Source organism: Streptomyces sp. AK010, assembly GCF_014207295.1.
Taxonomy (GTDB): domain Bacteria; phylum Actinomycetota; class Actinomycetes; order Streptomycetales; family Streptomycetaceae; genus Streptomyces; species Streptomyces massasporeus.
This window is the reverse complement of sequence record NZ_JACHCX010000011.1, coordinates 1-24573: the sequence shown is the minus strand read 5'-3', so window position 1 is coordinate 24573 and position 24573 is coordinate 1. Positions and strand designations below refer to the sequence as shown.

The following is a 24573-nucleotide window of genomic DNA, read 5'->3' as shown; positions in this document are numbered from 1 at the left end:
TCACGCTCCCTTCTTCGCACGGCATCCGGTGGGCTGCGTCACCCGGTCGAGCATCAGGCCGAGGCAGACGATCGCGCCGCCGGCCACCAGACCGGTCGCCAGGTCGCCCTGGGCGAGGCCGAAGACGACGTCGTAGCCGAGGGCGCCGCCGCCGACCAGGCCGCCGATGACGACGACGGCGAGGACCAGGACGAGGCCCTGGTTGACGGCGAGCAGCAGCGCCGGGCGGGCCAGCGGGAGCTGCACCTGCTTCAGCTGCTGCCAGCTGGTCGCGCCGAGCGAACTGGAGGACTCCAGCGCGGCCGGGTCGACCTGGCGCAGGCCCTGGGTGGTGATCCGGACGACGGCCGGCAGCGCGTAGACGATCGCGGCGGCGACGGCCGGGGCGCGGCCGACGCCGAACAGGGCGACGACCGGGATCAGGTACACGAACTGCGGCATCGTCTGGAACACGTCGAGGACCGGGCGCAGCGCCCGCTCCAGACGGTCGCTGCGGGCCGCGGTGATACCCACGGCGAAGCCGACGACCAGGGTGACGGCGACGGCCGCCAGCACCTGGGAGAGGGTGTCCAGGGACGGCTTCCAGACGCCGAGGACGCCGATCGCGGCCATGGCGAGGACGGCGGTGAGCGCGGTGCGCCAGGTGCCGATCACCCAGGCCAGGGCGGCGACGATCAGCAGGACCGACCACCAGGGCAGCGTCTGCAGGCCGTCACGCATCGGGTCGAGGACCCAGGTGGTGAAGTGGCCGGCCCAGTCGGCGGTGCCGCCGACGACGGGGACGCCCGAGTACAGGTGCGCGGTCATCCAGTCGACGGCGCGGTTGACGGGCTCGGCGATGGCGACGACCCAGGAGTCGGGCCAGTCGAGGCGGCCCGCGAGCCGCCCGGCGACCGCCACGACGACGACGCCGGCGAGGGCGTAGAGCCAGCCGCGCCCGCTGTGCGGCTCGGGTTCGGCGCCGAGCTTCTCCCCCGCCGCACCCGTGACGCGGTCGAGGACGACGGCCAGCAGCACGATCGGGATACCGGCCGCGAGGGCGGCACCGACGTCGACCGAGGCCAGGGCCTGGTAGACGCGGTCACCGAGACCGCCCGCGCCGATGACGGCCGCGATGACGGCCATGGACAGCGCCATCATGATCGTCTGGTTGAGGCCGAGGAGGAGTTCCTTGCGGGCCAGCGGGATCCGGGCCGTCAGCAGGCGCTGGCGTGCCGTGGAGCCGAGCGACTCGACGGCCTCCAGCACCTCCTTGTCGGCGCCGCGGAGCCCGAGCGAGGTGAGGCGGGCCATGGGCGGGGCGGCGTAGACGACGGTGGCCAGGACGGCCGCCGGGACGCCGATGCCGAAGACCAGCACGACCGGCAGGAGGTAGGCGAAGGCGGGCAGCACCTGCATGGTGTCCAGGACCGGCCGCAGCACGCGGTCCATCCGGTCGGAGAGCCCGGCGGCGAGCCCGAGCACGACGCCCACCACGACCGACGCGAGGACCGCGACGACCATCAGGGCGAGCGTCTGCATGGTCGGCACCCACATGCCGAGCAGCCCGCAGGCGAGGAACGCGGCACCGGTGCCGAGGGCCAGCTTCACGCCCGCCACGCGCCAGGCGACCAGCGCGCCCAGGGCCGTGACGCCCGCCCAGCCGACGGCCAGGAGGCCGAGGTAGACGGCCCGTACGCCGATGACGACGACGTTGCTGACGTGGCCGAAGAAGTAGAGGAACAGCGGGTGGCTGTCGCGGTTGTCGATGATCCAGTCGCTGGCCTTGGCGAGCGGCTCGGAGAAGTCGACGGTCAGCGCGCTCGGCCAGGTGCCGCTCGCCCAGCGGGCGTTGGCCAGCGGCACGAGGATCGCGGCGGCGAGGGCGAGCAGCAGCAGCTTGTGGACGGCCCGGTGCTTGAGGAGACCGGGCAGGCCGACGCGGGGCGGGTTCGCGGTGATGGTAGCCATCAGACCGCCTCCTTGGGCTGCTCCGTCCCGGGCGGAGCGGGCTGCTCCGTGCCGGCGACGACGCCGAGGAGCGTCTCGGAGTCGACCACGCCCACGCACCGGCCCTTGTCCACGACCCGGGCCGGAGCGCCGGCGCGGGCGACCGCCTCGATCGCCTGGGACACCGTCGCGTCGGGGCGCACGGCCGGTCCGCTGCCGTCCTGGCCGGCCGACGGGCGGCGCATGGCCGTACGGACGGTCATGACCTGCTCGCGCGGGACGTCGCGGACGAACTCGCGGACGTAGTCGTCGGCGGGCGAGCCCACGATCTCCTCGGGCGTGCCGAGCTGGACGACGCGGCCGTCGCGCATCAGGGCGATGCGGTCGCCCAGCTTGAGGGCTTCCTGGAGGTCGTGCGTGATGAAGACCATCGTGCGGCCCTCCTCGTGGTGGAGCCGGACCACCTCCTCCTGCATCTCGCGCCGGATGAGGGGGTCGAGCGCGCTGAACGGCTCGTCGAAGAGGAGGACTTCGGGGTCGACGGCGAGCGCGCGGGCGAGGCCGACGCGCTGCCGCTGGCCGCCGGAGAGCTGGCTGGGGCGGCGATGCTCCATGCCTTCGAGGCCGACCTTGGCGACGACCTCGGCGGCCCGCTCGCGCCGCTCGGCCTTGCCCATGCCCTGGATCTCCAGGCCGTAGGCGACGTTGTCGAGGACGGTGCGGTGCGGCAGCAGGCCGAAGTGCTGGAAGACCATCGCGGCGCGGTGGCGGCGCAGTTCGCGCAGCCGGGAGCGGTCCATGGCGCGGACGTCCTCGCCGTCGATGGCGATGGTGCCGGCCGTGGGCTCGATGAGCCGGGTCAGACAGCGCACCAGCGTGGACTTGCCGGAGCCGGACAGGCCCATGACGACGAAGACCTCGCCCTTGCGCACGTCGAAGCTGACGTCACGGACGGCGGCCGTGCAGCCGGTGCGGGAGCGCAGCTCGGCGGGGTCGAGGGCGGTGAGCTCGGGGTCGCCGGGAACGCGGTCGGCCTTGGGGCCGAACACCTTCCACAGGCCCTCCACCGAGAAGACGGGAGTGGTGTCCGTGTCCATGGTCTGCTCCGTGGGGGGCTCGAGGGTCGGGATCTCGGTCACCGGTCACCACCACCGATCAGTTCGGCGGCCTTCTCACCGACCATGAGCACTCCGATCATCGGGTTGACGGTGGTCATCGTGGGGAACACGGAGGCGTCCGCGATGCGGATGCCCTCCAGGCCGCGGATGCGCAGCTCGGGGTCGACGACCGCGAGCCGGTCGTCGGCGGCGCCCATCCTGCAGGTGCCGGCGGGGTGGTAGACGGTGTGCGCGACCTTGCGCGCGTACTCGCTGAGCTCCTCGTCACCGGTGACGTCCGGGCCGGGGGCCACCTCGCGCTTGAGCCAGCCGGCCAGGGGCTCGGTCTTGGCCATCTCGCGGGCGATCCTGATGCCGTCGACGAGGGTCTTGCCGTCGTAGTCGTCCTCGTCGGTGAAGTAGCGGAAGTCCAGGGCCGGCTTGACCTCGGGGTCGGCGCTGGTCAGGTAGAGCCGGCCGCGGCTCTTCGGCTTGGGGATGTTCGGGGTCATCGAGACGCCGAACTCCGGCCGCTGGTAGCCCAGCCGCTCCGGGTTGTCCGTGAACGGGATCTGGTAGAAGTGGAACATCAGGTCGGGGTGCGGCCGTTCGGGGTCGCGGCGCACGAACAGGCCCGCGTCGGAGTCCATCGCGGAGTTCTCCGGGATGGGGCCGTTGGTCTCCCAGACGATGACCGACTCGGGGTGGTCGAGCAGGTTCTCGCCGACACCCGGCAGGTCGTGCGTGACGGGGATGCCGAGCTTCTCCAGGTCGGCCTTGGGGCCGATGCCGGAGTGCATCAGCAGCCGCGGCGAGTCGACGGCGCCGGCGCAGAGCAGGACCTCGCCCCGGGCCTTGACGAGGATCTCCTCGCCGTCCTTGGTGCGCACGTGCACGCCTTCGGCGCGGTTGCCGTCCATCTGGAGCTTGTACGCCCAGGTCTCCAGCAGGATCGTCAGATTGGGCCGCTCGTCCATCACCGGGTGCAGGTACGCCACCGACGCCGAGGACCGCTTGTTGTTCTCGGGGTGGTAGGCGAGGTCGAAGAAGCCGACGCCCTCGGTGAACGGCTTCTTGTTGAAGCCCTCCACGCGCGGCACGCCCAGGGCCTCCTGGGCCGCGTCGACGAAGTCGCGGGCGATGGCGTTCCGGTCCTTCTCGTCGACCGGGACGATGTTGTTGTTGAGCCGGGCGAAGTACGCCTCCATCTGCACCGCGCCCCAGCCCTTGGCGCCCGCGGCCTCCCACTCGTCCCAGTCCGCCGGCAGCGGCTTGAAGGCGATCAGGGTGTTGTGCGAGGAACAGCCGCCCAGCACGCGGGCCCGGCTGTGCCGGATGTGCGAGTTTCCGCGTGGCTGTTCGGTGGTGGGGTAGTCGTAGTCGAGCTCGCCGCCCAGCAGGCCCATCCAGCGGCGCAGGGTCAGCACGTCGTCACGGCCGACGTCACTGGGGCCGCCCTCGATGACGGCGACGGTGACGTCCGGGTTCTCGGTCAGGCGGGAGGCGATCACGGAACCTGCTGTTCCGCCGCCTATCACGACATAGTCGTACTCATGACTGGTGTGGGACATGGCGTACTTGCTCCAGTGGGGATGAAGTGAACGGGCTCGTGGGGACGGGGACGTCAGCCCGGGATGTGGGGGTCGGCCCGGGTTGGGGTCCGCTGCCCAGCGGGACCGGCGGCCCGGCGGGGGACGGGGGTCAGCCCGCGAACCAGCGCACCGGCTTCGGAGCGAGGTTCTGGTAGACGTGCTTGGTCTCCCGGTATTCGGCGAGTCCGGCGGGACCGAGTTCGCGGCCCACTCCGCTCTTGCCGAAACCGCCCCACTCCGCCTGCGGCAGGTAGGGGTGGAAGTCGTTGATCCAGATGGTGCCGTGGCGCAGCCGGCCGGCCACGCGGCGGGCGCGGCCCGCGTCGGCGGTCCAGACGCCGCCCGCCAGTCCGTACTCGGTGTCGTTGGCGAGGGCGACGGCCTCGTCCTCGGTCCGGAAGGTCTCGACGGTCACGACCGGCCCGAAGACCTCCTCCCGTACGACGCGCATCTCGCGATGGCAGTGGTCGAGGACGGTCGGCTCGTAGAAGTAGCCGTTCTCGGGGCGCTGCGCGGACGGCTCGGGGCGCTTGCCGCCGGAGCGCAGCACGGCGCCCTCCTCGAGGGCGGACTCGACGTACATCTCGACCTTGGCGCGCTGCTGCTCGGAGACGAGCGGGCCGCACTCGACGCCGTCCTCGGTGCCGCGGCCGAGGCGGATCTTCTCGGCGCGCCGGGCGAGTTCGGTGACGAAGCGGTCGCGGACCGACTCCTCGATGATCAGGCGGGCGCCGGCCGAGCAGACCTGGCCGCTGTGGATGAAGGCGGCGTTGAGGGCCTGGTCGACGGCGGTGTCGAAGCCCTCCTCGGTGGCGCAGGCGTCGGCGAAGACGACGTTGGGGTTCTTGCCGCCGAGTTCGAGGGCGACCTTCTTGACGGTCGGGGCGGCGGCCTCGGCGACCTTGGTGCCGCTGATCAGGCCGCCGGTGAAGGAGACCAGGTCGACGTCGGGGTGCTCGGACAGGCGGGCGCCGACCGAATGCCCGGGGCCCGTGACGATGTTGGCGACACCCGCGGGGAGTCCCGCCTCGACGAGCAGGTCGATGACCGCGATCGTCGTCATCGGCGTGATCTCGCTCGGCTTGATGACGAAGGTGTTGCCGGCGGCGAGGGCGGGGGCGATCTTCCAGCTGGCCTGGAGCAGCGGGTAGTTCCAGGGCGTGATCATCGCGCAGACGCCGATCGGCTCGTGCACGACGACGCTGTGGATGTCGGGCGAGCCCGCGTCCACGACCCGGCCGGGGGCTTCGCCGGCGACCAGGTCGGCGAAGTAGCGGAAGGCGTCGGCGACACAGTCGATGTCGACGCGGCCCTCCTCGACGGTCTTGCCCGCGTCCTGGGCCTCCAGCCGGCCGAGCTTCTCGCGGTCACGGACCAGGAGATCGGCGACGCGCCTCAGCAGCGCGGCCCGCTCGGTGACGGGCGTGTGCGGCCACGGCCCCTCGTCGAAGGCCCGCCGGGCGGCCGCGATCGCCAGATCGGTGTCCTTCTCGTCGCCCTCCGCGACCACGGCGAAGGGCAGGGCGTCCGCGGGGTCGAGGATCTCGCGGGTGGCCCCGGAGATGGCCGCTCGCCACTCTCCTCCCGCATGGATGGTTTCACGCGCCTGAAGTTCGGTACTTTCCGCCATGATCGCTCTTCGCCTTCCGTTCCTGATCAGCGTCCCTGTGTCACATTCGTGTCACTAAGGGACCGAGTTCGCCTGCCCTACTCCCGCAATTGCATGCGCACCTGTGGCCGAAAGTGCGCTGCGTCACGGGAGATGTGAACAAACAGGAACGAAAGGTGCGGCGAGCCGGCCGTCGGTCACGGCGCGCTCGGGCGTCGGCTCACCAGGGCCGGAAGTCTTCCGGCGGGTCCTCCCCCACGCGCCCGTCGACCGACTCGCGCAGCAGATCGGCCTGCCCGACGTGCCGGGCGTACTCCTCGATGAGATCGACGAGCATGCGCCAATGAGATCGACGAGCATAAGCCGCACGTTCGGGGAGTGCCCGGCACGGCTGGTGAACGCGGCGATCCGGCCGGCGTCGCCGTCCGCGAGCACTTCGCGCAGATGGGCCCGGGACCGGGCCACGGCCTCGCCCCACAGCGCGTACAACTTGCGGCCCGGTCGGGCAGGGGAGCCGGTCGCGCCCGGAACGCGCGAAGGCCCCGCGCCGGAGAACCGGTGCGGGGCCTTCGCGCGAAACCCTTGAGGGCTCCGATCAGATGAGGCCGAGGCCGCGGACCGCCTCGCGCTCCTCCTCGAGCTCCTTGACGGAGGCGTCGATCCGGGCGCGGGAGAAATCGTTGATCTCCAGGCCCTGGACGATCTCGTACGAGCCGTCCTTGGTGGTGACGGGGAAGGAGGAGATGAGCCCCTCCGGCACGCCGTACGAACCGTCGGACGGGATACCCATGGAGACCCAGTCGCCGTCGGCGGTGCCGTTGACCCAGCTGTAGACGTGGTCGATGGCGGCGTTGGCGGCGGACGCGGCCGACGAGGCGCCACGGGCCTCGATGATGGCGGCGCCGCGCTTGGCGACGGTCGGGATGAAGTCGTCGGCCAGCCACTTCTCGTCGTTCACGACCTCGGCGGCGTTCTTGCCGGCGATGGTGGCGTGGAAGATGTCGGGGTACTGGGTGGCGGAGTGGTTGCCCCAGATGGTCAGGCGCTTGATGTCGGCGACCGTGGAGCCCGTCTTCTTCGCGAGCTGGGTCAGCGCGCGGTTGTGGTCCAGGCGGGTCATCGCGGTGAAGCGCTCGGCCGGGACGTCCGGCGCGGCGGCCTGGGCGATGAGGGCGTTGGTGTTGGCCGGGTTGCCGACGACCAGGATCTTGACGTCGTCCGCGGCGTGGTCGTTGATGGCCTTGCCCTGCGGCTTGAAGATGCCGCCGTTGGCCTCCAGCAGGTCACCGCGCTCCATGCCCTTGGTGCGGGGGCGGGCGCCGACGAGCAGACCGACGTTGGTGCCGTCGAAGGCGACGTTCGGGTCGTCGGTGATGTCGATGCCCTGAAGGAGCGGGAACGCGCAGTCGTCCAGCTCCATGGCCGTACCCTCGGCCGCCTTCAGGGCCGGCGTGATCTCCAGCAGGCGCAGCTTCACCGGCACGTCCGCGCCGAGCAGCTGACCGGAGGCGATGCGGAAGAGCAGGGCGTAACCGATCTGGCCGGCCGCGCCGGTGACGGTGACGTTCACGGGAGTGCGGGTCATGGCGTTCTCCGTATGACAGCTGGCGGTGGGGCGGGGTCCCTGCCCCGGACGTTTGATCGATCTCTTGGCGTCAAGAGATCCATCCAGCCGTCAGGCTATCGCGCATCCGGGATCCCGGACGTCCGGGTCGGTGTGGCCCGGCCCACAACCCCGTTCCGCGCGCCCGCCCCCACGCGAGAGGCGGCCGCCCGTCCGGGAGAGGAGGACGAAGGCGGCCGCCTGGGGGGATACCGACCATGCCGGACTCCCGTGGGGGTACGGTTCGCGTGCCCGCGATTGCGGCGGGCACTCCTCCCGTTTCGGAGATTCTTCGCCTGGGTTGGGTGGGGGTGGACTGTGGACGGGTGGGGTGGGTCGGCGACGGGTGGGGCGCGGCGTCGACGGGTGGGGCGGGCCGACCACCAGCGGAACCACCCGGCGACCAGCGAGCCGGGCCGACCACCAGCGGAACCACCCGGCGACCAGCGAGCCGGGCCGACCACCGGCAGAGCCACCCGGCGACCGGCGAGCCGGGCCGACCACCGGCAGAGCCACCCGGCGACCGGCGGAGCAGGCCGACTACCGGCGGAGCCACCCGGTGGCCAGTCGGCGCAGCCCATCGACCTGGCGGAGCCGCCCCTCGGCTAGCTAGTCGGTGCAGCCCCTCTGGCCGGCCGCCAGCGTCGTGCAGGCCTTGGCGTCCGCGGCGTTCTTCACGGCCACCATCGGGGTGTAGACGATGGCGTCACCGGCCACGGTGATGCTGCCGGTCTGCTTCGCCTTGCCCGAGCTGATCTGGACCTCGTCGCCCTGTGTCGCCTGGGTGATGCGACCCCAGGCAGCCTTGCAGGTCTCGCTGTAGCGGACCTCGACGACGGTCGTGCCGACGGTCGCGGTCTGGGCGGTGGTCACCAGGTCACCACTGCACCCCATGGCCTCCGCGTCCTTGCCGGTGCAGCTGTCGCCGCTGCACTTCACGCCGGGCGGCAGCTTCGGGTCGCTGCTGACGGTCGGCGAGGGCGACTTCGTGCCGCCCTTGGCCTCGTCGTCGCCACCGCCGCCGGTGAGGTAGAACGCGCCGGCGATCACCACGAGCACGCCCACGACCCCCGCGAGGAAGGTCACGGTCCGCTTCCTGCCCGCAGAGGAGGAGGCGGAGGCGGAGGCGGTCCGGCGGGTCCCCCCGGCACCACCTGCACCACCTGCACCACCTGCACCACCTGCACCACCGGTGGCACCTGCACCACCGGCCCGGCCCGGGACGGCGTCCTGGGGTTCGGCGTACGGGTCCGCCCCGGCGCCGGGCGTCCACCCGGGGCCGCCGGGCGATCCGGCGGAGGTTCCGGACCTCGCGCCGGGCCGGTGTCCCCGACTGCCCGGGCCGGCTCCCGCGGAGCGCCCGCCCGTCGGCGACGGGCCCTGGTACCCGGCCAGCCCCCACGAGTTGACCTCGGGCTCGGCGACCCGGCCGCTCTCCTCCCGCACACCCGCGCCGGTGGAGTCCTGGACCTCGGGCGCCGTCGGCTGCGGCGGCACGGTCGGGGCCACACCGGCCGGTCCCGCGATGCCCGGCGTGACCGTGGTGCCGCCGCTCCGCCGGGCGGACTTGGCGCCGCCCGCGGAAGCCGCTCTGCCCTCGCCCGCCGAGGCCGTCTTGCCACCGGCCGAGGGGTCGGAGAAGTTCTGCCCGCCGAATTCCCCGAGCGCGGCGCGCGCCTGGGAGATCCGTATGGCCTCCATCGTCATGTCGTGCCGCATCTCCGAGCGGCTCCAGGCGCGCTCGGCGAGCTCCCACATCGTGGTCAGGTGCACCGGATTCGTGCCGGTGACCTCGGCCAGGGCCACGATCGCGCCCTTCGGCGCGAGCAGCCGGCCGTTCAGATAACGCTCCCACGACGTCTTGCTGTAGCCCGTGCGGTCCGCCACCGACGCGATGCTCAGACCGCTGCGGTCCACGAGTCTGCGCAGCTGGCTGGTGAACTCTCTGATCTGTGGATCGAGCTCATCCGGCAAGGCCTTCCAACGAGGCATTGCTCCCCCTCTTCCCCCGGTCGTGCTGATATTTCTCGCGCTGTTCGCCCCGCGCGTGGCGGCCTTGGCCGAGTCCCCGTTGTGGATACCCACAGGGATGCGTCCAGCCAGGATCTCAGTTCCCTGACGGGGGGCGCACAGGAGCACGGTGCCCGCGTGCGATACACCCTGGGCCGTCCTGATTGTCCCTGCCAACCCCGTCGTCGCACCACTTTGTGCGGTATCGGATCGGAATCGGAAGCGGGACGTACCGGAACCGTCACTTCCGTGCCACAGCGCTCTGACAGCCGTTGAACAGGCCGTTCGCCGTGGCAGAGGGTGGGACGTGGCGGCGGGCCGTCCTTCCTCGGGGGAGGGGACGGACCGCCGTCCCCGTCATTCGCTGGTGACCGTGAAGTGCAGGGTGTCCTTCAGGAACGGGATCTGCAGCAACGGTTTCGGCTGTGCCATCAGCGCCAGCAGGACGATCACGGTGCCCAGCAGGCCGTAGGTGACGATGTCCGTGAAGCGGGAGCGGACGGCGAGCATGCCGACGTCCGGCAGCAGCCATCGCATCGCGCCACCGCCCAGCAGAGCGACGCCGATCAGCAGCGTCCCGATCCGGAACTGGCCGAACGCCGTCACCAGCAGCCCGAGCCCGGCCAGCCCCAGCACGGCGAGGACGGGCCACTGCCGGGCGGGCGCGGGGGCGTCCCCGGACGCGGCCCGGCCACCGCCCTCGGGCCGCGCGGTGTCCTTGGTGAACAGCGGGAAGCGCCGGGTCACCCGCCGCGGCCGGCCCTCGGCGTCGGGCGCGCTGACGGGGTCCCGGACGGTGAGTTCCTCCGGTGACCCGTGTCCCCTCGGCGGCTCCTGCCCGCCGGGCGCCTCCTGCCCGCCGTGCGTTTCGCGCCCGCCGTGCGCATCCTGCCCGCCGTGCGTTTCATGCCCGCCGTGCGCATCCTGCCCGCCGTGCGTTTCATGCCTGCCGGGCGGCTCCTGCCCGCCGTGCGTTTCATGCCCGCCGGGCGCCTCCTGCCCGCCCGGGGTCCGGTGCTCGGCCTCACTCGCGGTCCGGCGCTCGGTGTCGCCCGGGGCCCGGTGCTCGGCCCCGCTCGGGGTCCGCTGCTCAGCCGACACTGCGCTCCGCCGCCTCGACCACGTTGACGAGCAGCTGGGCACGGGTCATCGGGCCGACTCCGCCGGGGTTCGGGGAGATCCAGGCGGCGACCTCGGCGACGTCGGGGTGGACGTCGCCCACGATCTTGCCCTCGGCGCTGCGGGAGACGCCGACGTCGAGGACGGCCGCGCCGGGCTTCACGTCCTCGGCCCGGATCAGATGGGCGGAACCGGCGGCGGCCACGATGATGTCCGCGCGCTTGAGGTGCGCCGACAGGTCACGCGTGCCGGTGTGGCACTGCGTCACGGTGGCGTTCTCGCTGCGGCGGGTGAGCAGCAGCGGCATCGGCCGGCCGATGGTCACGCCGCGTCCGACGACCACGACCTCGGCGCCCTTGATCTCCACGCCGTAGCGGCGCAGCAGCGTCAGCACGCCGTTCGGAGTGCAGGGCAGCGGGGCGGGCTCGTTGAGGACGAGGCGCCCGAGGTTCATCGGGTGCAGCCCGTCCGCGTCCTTGTCCGGGTCCATCAGCTCGAGGATGCGGTTCTCGTCGATGCCCTTGGGCAGCGGCAGTTGCACGATGTACCCGGTGCAGGCCGGGTCCTCGTTGAGCTCGCGGACGGCCGCCTCGATCTCCTCCTGGGTCGCCGTGGCGGGCAGTTCGCGCTGGATGGAGGCGATGCCCACCTGCGCGCAGTCGCGGTGCTTGCCGGCGACGTACTTCTGGCTGCCGGGGTCGTCCCCGACCAGGATCGTGCCGAGGCCGGGCGTGACGCCCTTCTCCTTCAGCGCCGCCACGCGGGCGGTCAGATCGGACTTGATCGCGGCTGCGGTGGCCTTGCCATCGAGAATCTGGGCGGTCATGGCCCCATCCTCGCGGATGACCCCGCCGTGGTTCCAATCCGACCGCAATCCGGGCACCGGGGGTCCGTCCTCCCGTATCCGCCCATGATCAGCGATGTTGCACTTGCACAACACATCGGGAATGCGGCTGGACAAGCCGGTCGGTAGTGAAGAACGATGACCGGACAAGTGCCGCGGGCAGCTCAACGGGGGGACGGTCGCAATACTGAAGATTTTCCTCCGTGCGGATGTCACGCGTCGTCCCCGCACTCGGACCAACGGAGGAAAGTCCCCCATGAGCTACGGCGACCCGAACAACCCCTACGGCGCTCCCCAGGGGCAGCCGCAGCAGCCGGGCTACGGATACCCGCAGGACCAGGGACAGGCGCCCGGTTACGGCTACCCGCAGGCCCCTCCGGTCTCCCCCTACGGCGGCCCCGCCGCGCCGACCACGATGCCCGGTTCCGTGGGTGCGGCCCGCGTGATGATGTGGGTGATCGTCGGTCTGCAGGTCGTCGGCGTGGCTCTCTTCGCCTTCGGCGCCGCGGCCCTGAACGCCGCCAAGGACGACGAGTCCCTCAAGGACAACACCGCCTTCCAGGACCTGGTCGGTGACTCGACCGGTCTGATCTGGGGCTACGTGGTGTTCGGCCTGGCCTGGCTGGTGTTCGCGGCCGTCCTGGCGACCAAGTTCAAGAACGGCGGCAACGGCGCCCGGATCACCATCCTGGTCTTCGCCATCATCACGGCGGTCCTGGGCCTCTACCCGTTCGTCATCGTGGGCCTGGTGCACACCGTTCTCGCCATCCTGGTGGCGGTCTTCGTCGGCAACGCCAACGGCAAGGCCTGGTTCAACCGTCCCCGGTACTGAGTTCAACCGTCCCCGGTACTGAACGGACCCGGTCGACGACCGGACCAGTTCACGCCAATCACATCCAAGGGCCGTGTCTCACCCGTACGAGGGGGGCACGGCCCTGGTGCGTCGCCCTACCCTGACGGTGGTAGCTGTTCAGGCACGGGGAGAGCACCTTGTACAGCATCATCGTGGTACCTCCGCCGACCACGGAGGACGAGCGAAACCGCACCCCCGACAGGCTCGCGCGCGGCGCCTTCCGGCTCTTCGGCGGCCTTCGTCCGGCCGGGCCGATCCGGTGACCGAGGCGTACGCCGTACCCGTGCCCAAGGGCTACCGGGTCGGCGACTGGGAGGTGCGCGAGCCCATCGCGACGGGCGCCTTCGGCAGTGTGTACGCCGCCCGGCGCGTCGGTGACGGCACCGGGCTGCCGCCCACGGCCGCGCTGAAGTTCCTGCCCACCGGCACGGCCACGCCCCGCCGGCTGACCCACCTGCGCGAACTGGCCGAGCGGGAGGTCGAGCTGTACCGGCGGCTGCGGCACCCGCGGCTGGTGCGGATGTACCAGACGCTGACGGTCGACGACCCGGGCCGGCCGGAGCTGGACGGCGCCACCGTCCTCGTCCTGGAGAAGGCCGAGGGCTCCCTGTCCGCCCTGCTCACAGCGACGCCCCGGCCCGCGGCCGGCCCCGCGCTGCTCGCGCAGATCGCCGAGGGCCTCGCCCAGTTGCACGGCGCCGGCTGGGTGCACGGCGATCTGAAGCCCGCCAACGTGTTGCTGATGGCGGACGGTTCGGTGCGCCTCGCCGACTTCAACATGGCCGCGGAATTGGAGGGCACCCACGCCTACACGCCGGCCTTCTCGACCCCCGACTACACCCCGCCGGAACTGCTGTGGACCGAGATCGGCGAACGGGGCCGCCGCATCCGCCCGTCCGCCGACATCTGGGCCTTCGGGGTCCTCGCCCACCTCGTGCTCACCGACTCCTTCCCGCTGCCCGGGGCGACCTCGACCGCCCGGCGCGACGCGGCGGCGGCCTACGCCCGCGGCGTCGACGAACTGCGCCTGTCGCCACAACTGCCCCACGACTGGCGGGAGATCGTGCGCGCCTGCCTGACCCGGACGCACCGGCAGCGCATCGGCGGCACCGAGCTAGTGCGCCGTGTGACGGCGGCCGCGGGCCCGGACCGGCGCGTCTTCCGCCTGCCCCGCCTGCGCACCGCCCGCCGCCTGCGCACCGCCCGTCGCATGCGTACCGCCCGCCGCCTGCGCCGCGGGTCCGTCGCGGCCGTCCTGACCGGAGCCACCGCGGCCCTGGCCGCCCTCGCCTACGGCATCAGCGTCTGGGCGGGCGCCGGCGGAACCGGCGGCGGAACCGGGTCCGGCGCGTCCGCGAACGTCTCCGCCGCCGCGTACGGCGCCTCCGAACTCCGCACCGACCGGGGCGTACCGCCCGCCTACCGGCTGCTGATCGTCGAGACGGCGCACGACTGCGACCAGAAGGAGGTCACGCCGGTCCTGATCGCCGCCATGCTGAAGGTGGAGAGCGACTTCGACCCGGACCTCTCCGACCCCGACAACAACGAGTACGGCATCGCCCGTTGGACCCCGCGCGTCCTGCGCTGGTGGATGAACGAGGACGGCACCCCCGGCGAGACGGTCCCCCAACCCCCCTTCCCGCCCGCCGAGTCCATTCCGGCGATGGGCCGCTACCTGTGCTGGATCGCCCCACGCCTGCACGAGGACCTGCCGGGCGACCGGCAGGTCCTGATCGCCTCCGCGTACCGCACGTCGTACCGCACGGTGAACGCGACGAAGGGCGTGCCCCCGGACGTACGCGGCTACGCCGACCGCGTCGCCCACTTCCTGGAGGAGTACGCGCCCGACACTCGGAAGTGACCTCGCGGGCAGGGGCGTTGACGTCCCGTCATAAATGGGCGGACCCTGAAGACGGGCAACCGCCTCGCCCAGGCCGAGGACGACCGCGTCGCCATCGTCCGCATCATCGGCAACCCCGACTCCGGCCGCGGTGTCAAGCGCGAAGCCACCAAGGCCCTCGACACCAACACCCCCGAAGCCCTGCGCGCCTTCCTCGAAACCGGCTACCGCCTCGCCCAGGCCGAAGACGACCGCGTCGCCGTCGCCCGCATCCTGGCCGACCCGACCATCAGCGCGGCGCTGCGCGCGGCCGCCGAGGACGTCATCGACGGCACTGCGGAGGAACTGCGGTACTTCCTGGAGACCGGGGCGGTACGAGGTCGACGCCTGACATGGTCGAGGCCTGACATGGCGGAGCGGGCCGGCGGGGTTCCGCCGGCCCGCTCCGCCATCGGGCTCAGTGGAAGAAGTGCCGCGTCCCCGTGAAGTACATCGTGACGCCGGCCTTCTGCGCGGCCTCCACGACCAACTCGTCACGGACCGAACCGCCGGGCTGGACCACGGCCTTGACTCCGGCAGCGGTGAGGATCTCCAGGCCGTCCGGGAAGGGGAAGAACGCGTCCGACGCGGCGTACGCGCCCACGGCACGCTCGGCACCGGCCCGCTCGACGGCCAGCTTCGCGGAGTCCACCCGGTTGACCTGCCCCATGCCGACGCCCACCGAGGCACCGTCCTTGGCGAGCAGGATCGCGTTGGACTTCACCGCGCGGCAGGCCTTCCAGGCGAACGCCAGCTCGGCCAGCTCGTCGGCGCTCAGCGCCTCGCCGGTCGCCAGCGTCCAGGTGGCCGGGTCGTCGCCGTCGGCCTGGAGGCGGTCGGTGACCTGGAGCAGCGCGCCGCCGTCGATCGGCTTGACCTCGACCGGGGCGCAGGGGCCGTCGGCGCAGCACAGCACGCGGATGTTCTTCTTCTTGGTGAGGGCCTCCAGGGCCCCGTCCTCGTAGCCGGGCGCGACGATGACCTCGGTGAAGATCTCCGCGACCTGCTCCGCCATCTCCTTGCTGACCGGGCGGTTGACCGCGATCACGCCGCCGAACGCCGACAGCGGGTCACAGGCGTGCGCCTTGCGGTGCGCCTCGGCGACGTCCGCGCCGACGGCGATGCCGCAGGGGTTGGCGTGCTTGATGATGGCGACACACGGCTCGGTGTGGTCGTACGCGGCACGGCGGGCGGCGTCCGTGTCCGTGTAGTTGTTGTACGACATCTCCTTGCCGTGCAGCTGCTCGGCCTGGGCGAGGCCGCCGCCCGCGGCGGAGCCGCTCATCGATGCTGTGGAGACGTAGAGGGCCGCCGGCTGGTGCGGGTTCTCGCCGTAGCGCAGGGTGTGCTCGCGCTCCCAGGTGGCGCCGAGGAAGTCGGGGAACTGCGACTCGTCGACGGGCGCGTAGGAGGAGGCGAACCAGGAGGCGACGGCCACGTCGTAGGCGGCCGTGTGCTGGAAGGCCTCGGCGGCGAGCCGCTTGCGGGTGGCGAGGTCGAAGCCGCCGCTCTGGACGGCCTTGAGCACGTCGGCGTACCGGGCCGGGCTGGTGACGACCGCGACCGAGGGGTGGTTCTTGGCGGCGGCCCGGACCATCGAGGGACCGCCGATGTCGATCTGCTCGACGCACTCGTCGGGCGAGGCACCGGAGGCGACGGTCTCGCGGAACGGGTAGAGGTTCACGACGACGAGGTCGAACGGCTCGACACCCAGCTCGGCGAGCTGCTCGCGGTGGCTGTCCAGGCGCAGGTCGGCGAGGATGCCCGCGTGCACGCGCGGGTGCAGGGTCTTGACCCGGCCGTCCAGGCACTCGGGGAAGCCGGTGAGCTCCTCGACCTTGGTGACGGGGACGCCGGCAGCGGCGATCTTCGCGGCGGTGGAGCCGGTGGAGACGAGCTCGACCCCGGCCTCGTGGAGCCCGCGCGCGAGCTCCTCGAGACCGGTCTTGTCGTAGACGCTGACGAGCGCCCGGCGAAGGGGCCGCTTGTTGCTCTCGGCGGTCACTGGATAACTACCTTTCGTCCCTCAATGCGATAGCCGTTGCGGGCGAGGCGCCCCACGACCTCGACGAGCAGCCTTCGCTCGACTTCCTTGATGCGCTCGTGCAGAGCGCCTTCGTCGTCCTCGTCCCGGATCTCCACCACGCCCTGCGCGATGATCGGCCCGGTGTCGACGCCGTCGTCGACGAAGTGGACGGTGCAGCCGGTGACCTTGGCGCCGTACGCGAGCGCGTCCCGCACGCCGTGGGCTCCCGGGAAACTGGGCAGGAGCGCGGGGTGCGTGTTGACGAACCGCCCGCCGAACCGCGCGAGGAACTCCTTGCCGACGATCTTCATGAACCCGGCGGAGACGACGAGGTCGGGCTCGTACGCCGCGACGGCCTCGGCGAGGGCGGCGTCCCACTCCTCGCGGCTGCCGTGGTCCTTGACCTTGCACACGAAGGCCGGCAGCCCGGCGCGCTCGGCCCGCGCGAGCCCCTCGATGCCCTCGCGGTCCGCGCCGACGGCCACGATCTCGGCCCCGTACTCCGGTGCGCCGACGGCGGCGATCTCGTCGAGCAGCGCCTGGAGGTTGGTGCCGGATCCGGAGACCAGCACGACGAGGCGCTTGGCGCGCGGGGCCACGGGCTTGGCGGCCACGGTGGGGGCCTTTCTCGGGGGAATTCTGTCCAAGGTGGTCGGCGCACAACGCTTTGTACATTCATACGAATGCTTTACGTCCCCGGATACGGGGAAGCCTACGAACCGGTCGACCGTCAGCAACGATACCGGCACACCGGACGGCCCCCACGGGACGGGGGCATGGCCGGAAGGTAGCGTCTGGACGGAGCCTGTTCGGGAACGACGTCCGGACGTGGTGCGTTCAGGAGGTGACGGACCCGGGTCCGACGCCGTTCCGTTCTGTCCACACATTGCCCCCTACCAACGGGAAGACGCTCACTTGATGCCGGACCGCAGCCTGCGACTCCTCACGTTTCCCCAGCTGTTGCCTCAGGGAGGGGAGCGCGGCGCCGTGCTGCTGCGGGAGCGCCCCAGCTCACCGCCCGACGCGCCTTCGGGCGGCGACGGCGGGCAGGGGCGGGGGCGCGGATCCCAGGAGGACAACCCCTTCGCCCCGCCGCCCGAGGGCACGCCGGACCGGCCCTGGCAGCCGCGGCGCCCGTCGGGCGACGACTCCCAGGACTCCGGTGACGGCAACGGCGGGGACCGCTCGCCCTGGGGCAGCCAGTGGAGCGACCAGCAGCCCGGGCGCTCCCCCGGCGGCTTCGGCGAGCGCCCCCGCGGCGGGCCCGAGGGCCAGGGCGGCGGCCCTCAGGGCGGCGGCCCGAACGTGCGCTGGGACCCGACGGATCCCGCGCAGCGCCGGGCGCGCTATGCCCTGCTGTCGGGCATGTGGGCCTTCTTCTTCGCCCTCTTCAGCTGGCCGTACGTGGCGCTGCTGCTCGGCGCGCTCGCCCTGTACTGGGCCATCAGCTCCCTGCGCGCCAAGCCCCGCAGGCCGGACCCGGACTCCCCCGCCCCCGAGCAGCAGGGCGGTGGCCGCCCCCAGACGACGGCGGCGGTGAGCGGCCTGGTCACGGCGTCCCTGGCGATCGCCCTGGTCGCCGCGTCCTTCACGGCGCAGTTGGTCTACCGCGACTACTACACGTGCACCAACGACGCCCTCACGAACGAGGCGAAGCAGTCCTGCTCCAAGCTTCTGCCGGAGGAGCTCCGGGGGTTCCTGGGGACGAACGACTGACGACTGACACCCGATGCCCGACAACTGACAATCGGCGGCCGATGACTGACGGCCGACGGCTGACGACCGACGGCTGACGGCCGACGTCTCAGGTGCTCTCCGGCGGGGCGGACCGGTCGGGCGGGACAGGGTCGGACGGCAGGAAGTCGTACAGGCCGAAGTCCGTTTCGCCCTCCTGGTCGCGCAGGCCGTAGAGGGCGTCGTGCTCGTAGGGGGCGAGGGGGGCAAGGGGCGCGTTCGACCCCGGTTTCGTGGTGTGCGACGACGACTCCCGGAGCGCCCCGTCGTCCTCGTCGCCCCCTGATCGCCCGGAACCCCGCGCGCCCGCGGCTCCTCCGGCGTCCCGAGGTCCGTCAGCGGCTCCAGCACCCCGAGTGCCGTCCAAGACCCCGGCACCCCAGAAAACCTCGGCGTCCTCGTCACTCGCGGACGACCCGGCATTCCGGGAGCCGTCGGCCCGTCCCGCACCCCGGGCGCCGGCCACGCCCCCCGCACCCCCGGCCACTCCGGCGATCCCGGCCACTCCCGTGCGCGTGAACCGACCCCGGCCCAGCCGGGGCCTCTTGCGCAGCCGCCCGGGCCCGTCGGCGCCCCCGGCCGTGTCCTCGCGCTGTTTGCCGATCTTCGCCTCCTCCGTCCGGAGCGACCGGCACCGCCAGGCCCGTACACCCACCGCCGTCGGGATCGCCAGCAGTCCCAGCCAGGCCAGCGTCGCGGCGGCGGCCTGCCACCAGACCGGGCCGAACCGTGAGAGCACGCCGGCACCGAGCGGGCCGCCCGACAGCCCGGCCAGCACCGCGAGGACGGCCGCGCACAGCATCGACGCGAGCGCGGCGGCACGGACGGTGCGGCCGGTCGACCAGTCGGCCGTCCGCGTGCTGCCCGGCCCCGTCCCACCACGTTCCGCCGACGCCGCACCCGTGGCCACCGTCCAGCCCACGACCACCGCGGCGAGCACCGGCACCGCCCCGGCCGCCCAGTGCACCGGCGTTCCCTGCCCCGCCTCCGGAACCGCCGCCAGCAGCGGAAACGGCGGCAGGAACGGCGCCGGTGCCGAGGCCAGCGGGCCGACCGCGTGGCCGGCGCCGAGGGCGAAACCGGGGCCGAGGGCGTAGGCGGCGCCCCACACCGCCGCGTTCGGGAGCAGGGTCACGCACAGCAGCAGCACGGCGAACCGCCCCGACCACCCCTCGGTCAGCCGGAGCAGCGACGCCTGGGTCGCCGCACCGTGCCATGCCAGCGACCCCACCACCAGCAACGCACCGCCTCCGAGGAGCACCGCCACCCCGGCGGCCGAGGCCCGGGCGGCGACGCCGGGACGCCCGTCCGGGCCGAGCACCAGCGGGCGTACTCCCGTCGGCAGCACGCCCAGCAACCGCCGCAGCGGCCGGCCCGGACGGCCGTACGCCGACCACACGCCCGCCCCCGCCGCCACAACGGCGACCAGCGGGACGCACACCGCCGTCCACACCCACGACGGCCGCAGCACACCCCCGGCGGCGTACAGGGCGGCGGGCGCGGCGACGGCGAGGTAGCCGAGGACGACGCCCGTCCACGCGGTACGGGGGGCGGCCAGGGGCCGGCTCGCGGCGACGGCGAGGCCCCCCTCGTCGTCGCTCTCGCAGTCGTCGTCCTCGCCCTCTCCCCCGCCGTCCGTGGCGTCCCGTGCCGCCCGGTGCAGCAGCCACGCCGGCAGGGCGAGCAGCAGCAGGGGCGGGAGGCCGAGGGGGGCGGGAACGCCGGAGAGCGTGTCGGTGCGGACCAGCTCGGCACCGTGCGCCAGCAGCCACAGCGCCGCCGCCACGTGCATGGCGCCGCCGGGCCCGCTGTCCGGGTACGGCGAGAGGATCCACAGCAGCATCACGAGCATGGCGAACGACGCCAGCCCGAGGCCCGCCGCGAGCGCGCCACCCGTGAGGCCGCCGACGAGCCCGGGCGAGTGGTCCCGCATCCGGGTGAGCAGGGGTGACGGCGAACGTCGGCGAGCGGTCATCTCGGTCACGCCCGCCATGCTCCCAACGACACGCACTTTACCGGCGTAACAGGCGAACCTTCGCTGTGTCGCTAAAAATATGCTTATGTACCTTTTCGGACGGAGGGGCACCTTGTGACGCAGAGCCCTGCCCTCCCGCTCCCACCACCCAAGGAACGCCGACGCCTGCGCGAGGCAGCCTCGCTGACGCGGGCTCAGCTGGCCTCCCGGGTGGGCGTCACCGGTGAGACGGTGCGCGGATGGGAGACCGGCCGTCTCGCGCCGCGCGGCCGCAAAGGGGAGAAGTACGCGAGGCTGCTCAACTCGCTGAGCGCCGCGTCGGAGGTGACGCCACCTCAGGACGGCGCCGCCGATGACGACACCGCCGAGCCGGCACCCCCGGCCGCGGCCTCCGGGCGAAGCGCCGGGGCCCGACGCAGAGCCTCCGCCAACGACCGGAAGCGACCGCCCGCCGCGAAGGACCGGGGCCGCGGCCCCGCCACCGTCCCGGACCATGGCCACACCCCCGCCGCGGACCACAGCCGTCCCTCAGCCCCGCACCACAGCCGGGCCCCCGCCCCGCACCACAGCCGCACCGCCGTCCCGCACCGACACCGCGTCATCCTCACCGAACGCCGGCGTACGACACCCCCGCACCGCCCGGACGACGCCATCACCGCGCTGACCCCCGATCAGGCCTTCGACGCGCTCTACGCCTTCTGCGCACCCGCGCTCGTCCGGCAGACCTATCTGCTGACCGGCCGCCGTGAACTGGCCCGGGAGTCGGTGGAGCGGGCCTTCCAGATCGCCTGGCAGCGCTGGCCCGAGGTGGCCCGCGACCGCGACCCGGCGGGCTGGGTACGGGCGATGGCCTACGAGTGCGCCCTCTCCCCGTGGCACCGGCTCCGGCTGCGCCACCGGCACCCCGAGCCGCCGCCGGCCGACGCCTTCGACCGGGCGCTGATGGACACCCTGCTGGAGCTCCCGCCGTCCTACCGCCGCACGCTGGTGCTCTACGACGGCGTCGGGCTAGGCCTGCCGGAGACGGCGGCGGAGACCGAGGCGAGCACCCGCGCGGCCGTGAACCGGCTGGCCCACGCGCGCGAGGCGCTCGCCGAGCGGCTGCCGGAACTGGCGGACCCGGAAACACTGCACCGGCGGCTGGTCGAGCTGGCCTCCACCGAGCGGCTGCGGGCCGCGGAACCGCCGGTCGTGCGGAAGGACGGGGAACGCAGGGCCCGGTTCTGGACCCGGGCCGCCATCGCCTTCACGGTGGCCCTGATCGGTGCCACGGCCCTCACCGTCCGCACGGCCCCCACACACTACGAGCCACCGGTGCCGCCCGGAGAGACGGTTCAGGGCGTACCGCCACCGGTCGCGCCCGGACCCCTGTCGGAGTCGGAGCAGAAACTGCGCGCGAAGCTGCGCAAGGAGGAGCAGAAGGGACCTGACCGGCTGCTTCCGCAGCTGCGCTGACCCGGCTGCGGAAGTGCGGAAACGGCGGTGGGCCCGCCCCCTGTGCAGAGGGCGGGCCCACCGATGAGCTCCGCGGCTCAGCCGTCCGGCGTCATCCGGCCCTCGGGCGTGATGCAGCCGTCGGGTGTGATGCGGCCCTACGGCGTGATTCAGCCGGCGAGGATCTCGCGCGCCAGCTTGGCCGTCTCGGTCGGGGTCTTGCCGACCTTGACGCCGGCGGCCTCGAGGGCCTCCTTCTTCGCGGCGGCCGTGCCGGAGGAACCGGAGACGATGGCGCCGGCGTGGCCCATGGTCTTGCCCTCGGGCGCGGTGAAGCCCGCGACGTAGCCGACGACCGGCTTCTTCACGTTCTCCTTGATGAAGGCCGCGGCCCGCTCCTCGGCGTCGCCGCCGATCTCACCGATCATGACGATCAGGTCGGTGTCGGGGTCGGCCTCGAACGCGGCGAGCGCGTCGATGTGCGTCGTGCCGATGACCGGGTCGCCACCGATGCCGACGGCGGAGGAGAAGCCGATGTCACGCAGCTCGTACATCATCTGGTACGTCAGCGTGCCGGACTTCGAGACCAGGCCGATGCGGCCCGGCTTCGTGATGTCGCCCGGGATGATACCGGCGTTGGACTGGCCCGGCGTGATGAGGCCGGGGCAGTTCGGGCCGATGATCCGGGTCTTGTTGCCCTGGGACACGGCGTACGCGTAGAACGCGGCCGAGTCGTGGACGGCGATGCCCTCGGTGATGACGACCGCGAGCGGGATCTCGGCGTCGATGGCCTCGACGACGGCGGCCTTGGCGAAGGCCGGCGGGACGAAGAGGACGGACACGTTGGCGCCCGTCTTCTCCATGGCCTCGGCGACCGTGCCGAAGACCGGGATGTCGTTGCCGTCGATGTCGACGGACGTGCCCGCCTTGCGGGGGTTCACGCCACCGACGATGTTCGTGCCGTCGGCCAGCATGAGCTTGGTGTGCTTCATGCCCGTGGCACCGGTCATGCCCTGGACGATGACCTTGCTGTCCTTGTTGAGGAAGATAGCCATGGCTGTTTAGTCCCTCGTCCCTTACTTCGCAGCCGCGAGCTCGGCGGCCTTGTCGGCCGCTCCGTCCATGGTGTCCACGCGCTGCACCAGCGGGTGGTTGGCGTCGGAGAGGATCTTGCGCCCGAGCTCCGCGTTGTTGCCGTCCAGGCGGACGACGAGGGGCTTGGTGACTTCCTCGCCCTTGTCCTTGAGCAGCTGCAGCGCCTGGACGATGCCGTTGGCGACCTCGTCACAGGCGGTGATGCCACCGAAGACGTTGACGAAGACGGACTTGACGTCCGGGTCGCCGAGGATGATCTCCAGGCCGTTCGCCATGACTGCGGCGGAGGCGCCGCCACCGATGTCGAGGAAGTTGGCCGGCTTCACGCCGCCGTGCGCCTCACCGGCGTACGCGACGACGTCCAGGGTGCTCATGACGAGACCTGCGCCGTTGCCGATGATGCCGACCTCACCGTCGAGCTTGACGTAGTTGAGGTTCTTCTCCTTGGCGGCGGCCTCGAGCGGGTTGGCCGCGTCCCTGTCCTGGAGGGCCTCGTGCTCCGGCTGACGGAACTCGGCGTTCTCGTCCAGGGAGACCTTGCCGTCCAGGGCGATGACCTCGCCGGAGGCGACCTTGGCCAGCGGGTTGACCTCGACGAGAAGCGCGTCCTCTTCGATGAAGGTCTTCCACAGGGTGACCAGGACGTTCTCGACCTTGTCGGCGACCTCGGCCGGGAAGTTCGCGGCCTCGACGATCTGGCGGGCGACCTCGGGGGTCACGCCCACGTTGGCGTCGATCGGCGTCTTGGCGACGGCCTCGGGGCGGGTCTCCGCCACCTCCTCGATCTCCACGCCGCCCTCGACGGACGCGATGGAGAGGAAGGTGCGGTTGGCACGGTCCAGGAGGAAGGAGACGTAGTACTCCTCCACGATCTCCGGGGCCGTCTCGGCGATCATCACCTTGTGGACCGTGTGGCCCTTGATGTCCATGCCGAGAATGTTGGTGGCGTGCTCGACCGCCTCGTCGGCGGTCGCCGCCAGCTTCACGCCGCCGGCCTTGCCGCGGCCACCGACCTTCACCTGGGCCTTGACGACGGACTTGCCACCGAGGCGCTCGGTGGCTGCGCGGGCCGCCTCAGGCGTGTCGATGACTTCACCGGCCAGCACCGGTACATCGTGCTTGGCGAAGAGGTCCCTCGCCTGGTACTCGAACAGGTCCACGCGCTTCCGTCCCTATCAGTGATCTCGCGGTTCGTTGTCTGCGTGGGCGTGCCGCGAGGGCAACGTGACGTCCGCTGTCTGTCACAAGGGAGGCGCACACGGTGTCCGAGCGCGCGGCATGTCCGTCTCGCAGGTTATCGCTGCTTCCGGGAGGCCTCTAAATCGAGGGTCACACCTGAGCGGTGATACCTGTCACATGATGCCGCGCTCTCTGGCACGGCGTGCCGGGTGTGAGGAACGGGTGAGGGGCCTCACCGGGCTGGGGTTGACCCGGTGAGGCCCGTGGGACACCCCCGGAGGAGCGCGAACGCCCTGTTCAGGGCCCGGCTCTCCGGGGCTCGGGTCGGGTGGTCCCCACCCCAATGGGGACCGATCGACCCCTCCACGAGGTTTCGGCCTCGGACCACCGACGGCTTTCGGCCTTCCGGGCGTGACGCCTCGTGAAGAGCTGGGGGATCTCTGCGCCACGGAGGGCGGGCCGACGGCGGGGAAGCCTCGGCGGTCTGCCCGTACTAGCCGCAAGGCCGTGAAGTTATGGCTCGGGCGGGGTTGTCCAGGGGGCCGTAGGCAGCGGTTTCGCCGGACATGAGGAGCGGAGCCCCGGTAGAACTGGC

19 protein-coding genes and 1 pseudogene are annotated in these 24573 nt (G+C 72.2%); 6 read left to right on the top strand and 14 right to left on the bottom strand.

Annotation, left to right across the window (positions count from 1 at the left end; all coding sequences use genetic code 11):
• The 9 genes from HDC93_RS21350 to HDC93_RS21310 all read right to left on the bottom strand — a co-directional run bounded on the left by HDC93_RS21350 (position 1) and on the right by HDC93_RS21310 (position 11785).
• Positions 1-1950: a proline/glycine betaine ABC transporter permease gene (locus HDC93_RS21350; protein WP_185012474.1), complete on the bottom strand. Its 1950-nt coding sequence runs from the start codon at positions 1948-1950 to the stop codon at positions 1-3.
• Positions 1950-3026, bottom strand: a complete 1077-nt coding sequence (locus tag HDC93_RS21345; RefSeq protein ID WP_185012651.1) for a glycine betaine/L-proline ABC transporter ATP-binding protein — start codon at positions 3024-3026, stop codon at positions 1950-1952. Before HDC93_RS21345 ends, HDC93_RS21350 begins: the two co-directional genes overlap by 1 nt.
• Positions 3027-3064: 38 nt before the next feature.
• A complete protein-coding gene (locus HDC93_RS21340) occupies positions 3065-4597 on the bottom strand; it encodes a GMC family oxidoreductase (RefSeq protein WP_185012473.1) in 1533 nt (510 codons plus the stop codon).
• A 130-nt stretch (positions 4598-4727) separates the two neighbouring features.
• Positions 4728-6248 (bottom strand): aldehyde dehydrogenase family protein, encoded by a 1521-nt coding sequence (locus HDC93_RS21335; protein ID WP_185012472.1) that lies wholly within the window; start codon positions 6246-6248, stop codon positions 4728-4730.
• A gap of 199 nt (positions 6249-6447) precedes the next feature.
• Entirely contained in the window at positions 6448-6564 is a 117-nt protein-coding gene (locus tag HDC93_RS37860; protein ID WP_221516981.1) for a DUF664 domain-containing protein, read from the bottom strand.
• Positions 6565-6822: 258 nt separating this feature from the next.
• On the bottom strand, positions 6823-7812 hold the full coding sequence (locus HDC93_RS21325) for a malate dehydrogenase (protein WP_185012471.1): 990 nt from the start codon (positions 7810-7812) through the stop codon (positions 6823-6825).
• 627 nt (positions 7813-8439) lie between these two features.
• Positions 8440-9822, bottom strand: coding sequence for an XRE family transcriptional regulator (locus HDC93_RS21320; RefSeq protein WP_185012470.1), 1383 nt, complete (start codon positions 9820-9822; stop codon positions 8440-8442).
• A 375-nt stretch (positions 9823-10197) separates the two neighbouring features.
• Positions 10198-10941, bottom strand: a complete 744-nt coding sequence (locus HDC93_RS39350; RefSeq protein ID WP_311774593.1) for a DUF3017 domain-containing protein — start codon at positions 10939-10941, stop codon at positions 10198-10200.
• A complete protein-coding gene (locus HDC93_RS21310; protein ID WP_031109204.1) occupies positions 10931-11785 on the bottom strand; it encodes a bifunctional methylenetetrahydrofolate dehydrogenase/methenyltetrahydrofolate cyclohydrolase in 855 nt (284 codons plus the stop codon). Before HDC93_RS21310 ends, HDC93_RS39350 begins: the two co-directional genes overlap by 11 nt.
• Before the next feature lie 274 nt (positions 11786-12059).
• Between HDC93_RS21310 and HDC93_RS21305 the strand changes: the two genes are divergently transcribed.
• The 4 genes and pseudogenes from HDC93_RS21305 (at position 12060) to HDC93_RS21295 (ending at position 14982) form a co-directional block, all read left to right on the top strand.
• A complete protein-coding gene (locus tag HDC93_RS21305) occupies positions 12060-12635 on the top strand; it encodes a hypothetical protein (RefSeq protein ID WP_185012469.1) in 576 nt (191 codons plus the stop codon).
• A 158-nt stretch (positions 12636-12793) separates the two neighbouring features.
• Positions 12794-12889 (top strand): annotated as a pseudogene (locus HDC93_RS39715) (FHA domain-containing protein); the annotation flags it as partial.
• 26 nt (positions 12890-12915) lie between these two features.
• On the top strand, positions 12916-14517 hold the full coding sequence (locus tag HDC93_RS21300) for a protein kinase domain-containing protein (RefSeq protein WP_185012468.1): 1602 nt from the start codon (positions 12916-12918) through the stop codon (positions 14515-14517).
• Positions 14518-14547: 30 nt separating this feature from the next.
• Positions 14548-14982: an ALF repeat-containing protein gene (locus HDC93_RS21295; protein ID WP_185012650.1), complete on the top strand. Its 435-nt coding sequence runs from the start codon at positions 14548-14550 to the stop codon at positions 14980-14982.
• Here the strand turns inward: HDC93_RS21295 and purH are convergent.
• On the bottom strand, positions 14954-16540 hold the full coding sequence (gene purH / locus HDC93_RS21290; protein WP_185012467.1) for a bifunctional phosphoribosylaminoimidazolecarboxamide formyltransferase/IMP cyclohydrolase: 1587 nt from the start codon (positions 16538-16540) through the stop codon (positions 14954-14956). The genes HDC93_RS21295 and purH overlap by 29 nt on opposite strands.
• Entirely contained in the window at positions 16537-17175 is a 639-nt protein-coding gene (purN, locus tag HDC93_RS21285; protein WP_185012466.1) for a phosphoribosylglycinamide formyltransferase, read from the bottom strand. The genes purH and purN overlap by 4 nt, the downstream gene beginning before the upstream one ends.
• A 304-nt stretch (positions 17176-17479) precedes the next feature.
• Between purN and HDC93_RS21280 the strand changes: the two genes are divergently transcribed.
• Positions 17480-18277, top strand: a complete 798-nt coding sequence (locus tag HDC93_RS21280) for a hypothetical protein (RefSeq protein WP_185012465.1) — start codon at positions 17480-17482, stop codon at positions 18275-18277.
• 88 nt (positions 18278-18365) lie between these two features.
• On the opposite strand, the gene HDC93_RS21275 is transcribed toward HDC93_RS21280, so the two are convergent.
• Complete coding sequence (locus HDC93_RS21275; protein ID WP_260419695.1) at positions 18366-20288, bottom strand: DUF6350 family protein; 1923 nt, start codon at positions 20286-20288, stop codon at positions 18366-18368.
• A gap of 96 nt (positions 20289-20384) precedes the next feature.
• Here HDC93_RS21275 and HDC93_RS21270 point away from each other — a divergent pair, with 96 nt between their 5' ends.
• A complete protein-coding gene (locus tag HDC93_RS21270) occupies positions 20385-21725 on the top strand; it encodes a helix-turn-helix domain-containing protein (protein WP_185012464.1) in 1341 nt (446 codons plus the stop codon).
• Between the two features lie 149 nt (positions 21726-21874).
• Here the strand turns inward: HDC93_RS21270 and sucD are convergent, their stop codons facing one another.
• Together sucD and sucC are read right to left on the bottom strand one after the other, a co-directional pair.
• Positions 21875-22759: a succinate--CoA ligase subunit alpha gene (gene sucD, locus HDC93_RS21265; RefSeq protein WP_185012463.1), complete on the bottom strand. Its 885-nt coding sequence runs from the start codon at positions 22757-22759 to the stop codon at positions 21875-21877.
• Between the two features lie 21 nt (positions 22760-22780).
• Entirely contained in the window at positions 22781-23959 is a 1179-nt protein-coding gene (sucC, locus tag HDC93_RS21260) for an ADP-forming succinate--CoA ligase subunit beta (RefSeq protein WP_185012462.1), read from the bottom strand.
• Positions 23960-24573: the final 614 nt, after the last annotated feature.

Bases quoted from the DNA above. Each gene is read 5' to 3' on its own strand.
- HDC93_RS21350 (WP_185012474.1), bottom strand. From the start codon at position 1,950: ATGGCTACCATCACCGCGAACCCGCCCCGCGTCGGCCTGCCCGGTCTC.
- HDC93_RS21345 (WP_185012651.1), bottom strand. From the start codon at position 3,026: ATGGACACGGACACCACTCCCGTCTTCTCGGTGGAGGGCCTGTGGAAG.
- HDC93_RS21340 (WP_185012473.1), bottom strand. From the start codon at position 4,597: ATGTCCCACACCAGTCATGAGTACGACTATGTCGTGATAGGCGGCGGA.
- HDC93_RS21335 (WP_185012472.1), bottom strand. From the start codon at position 6,248: ATGGCGGAAAGTACCGAACTTCAGGCGCGTGAAACCATCCATGCGGGA.
- HDC93_RS37860 (WP_221516981.1), bottom strand. From the start codon at position 6,564: ATGCTCGTCGATCTCATCGAGGAGTACGCCCGGCACGTCGGGCAGGCC.
- HDC93_RS21325 (WP_185012471.1), bottom strand. From the start codon at position 7,812: ATGACCCGCACTCCCGTGAACGTCACCGTCACCGGCGCGGCCGGCCAG.
- HDC93_RS21320 (WP_185012470.1), bottom strand. From the start codon at position 9,822: ATGCCTCGTTGGAAGGCCTTGCCGGATGAGCTCGATCCACAGATCAGA.
- HDC93_RS21310 (WP_031109204.1), bottom strand. From the start codon at position 11,785: ATGACCGCCCAGATTCTCGATGGCAAGGCCACCGCAGCCGCGATCAAG.
- HDC93_RS21305 (WP_185012469.1), top strand. From the start codon at position 12,060: ATGAGCTACGGCGACCCGAACAACCCCTACGGCGCTCCCCAGGGGCAG.
- HDC93_RS21280 (WP_185012465.1), top strand. From the start codon at position 17,480: ATGCCGGACCGCAGCCTGCGACTCCTCACGTTTCCCCAGCTGTTGCCT.
- HDC93_RS21275 (WP_260419695.1), bottom strand. From the start codon at position 20,288: ATGGCGGGCGTGACCGAGATGACCGCTCGCCGACGTTCGCCGTCACCC.
- sucD (WP_185012463.1), bottom strand. From the start codon at position 22,759: ATGGCTATCTTCCTCAACAAGGACAGCAAGGTCATCGTCCAGGGCATG.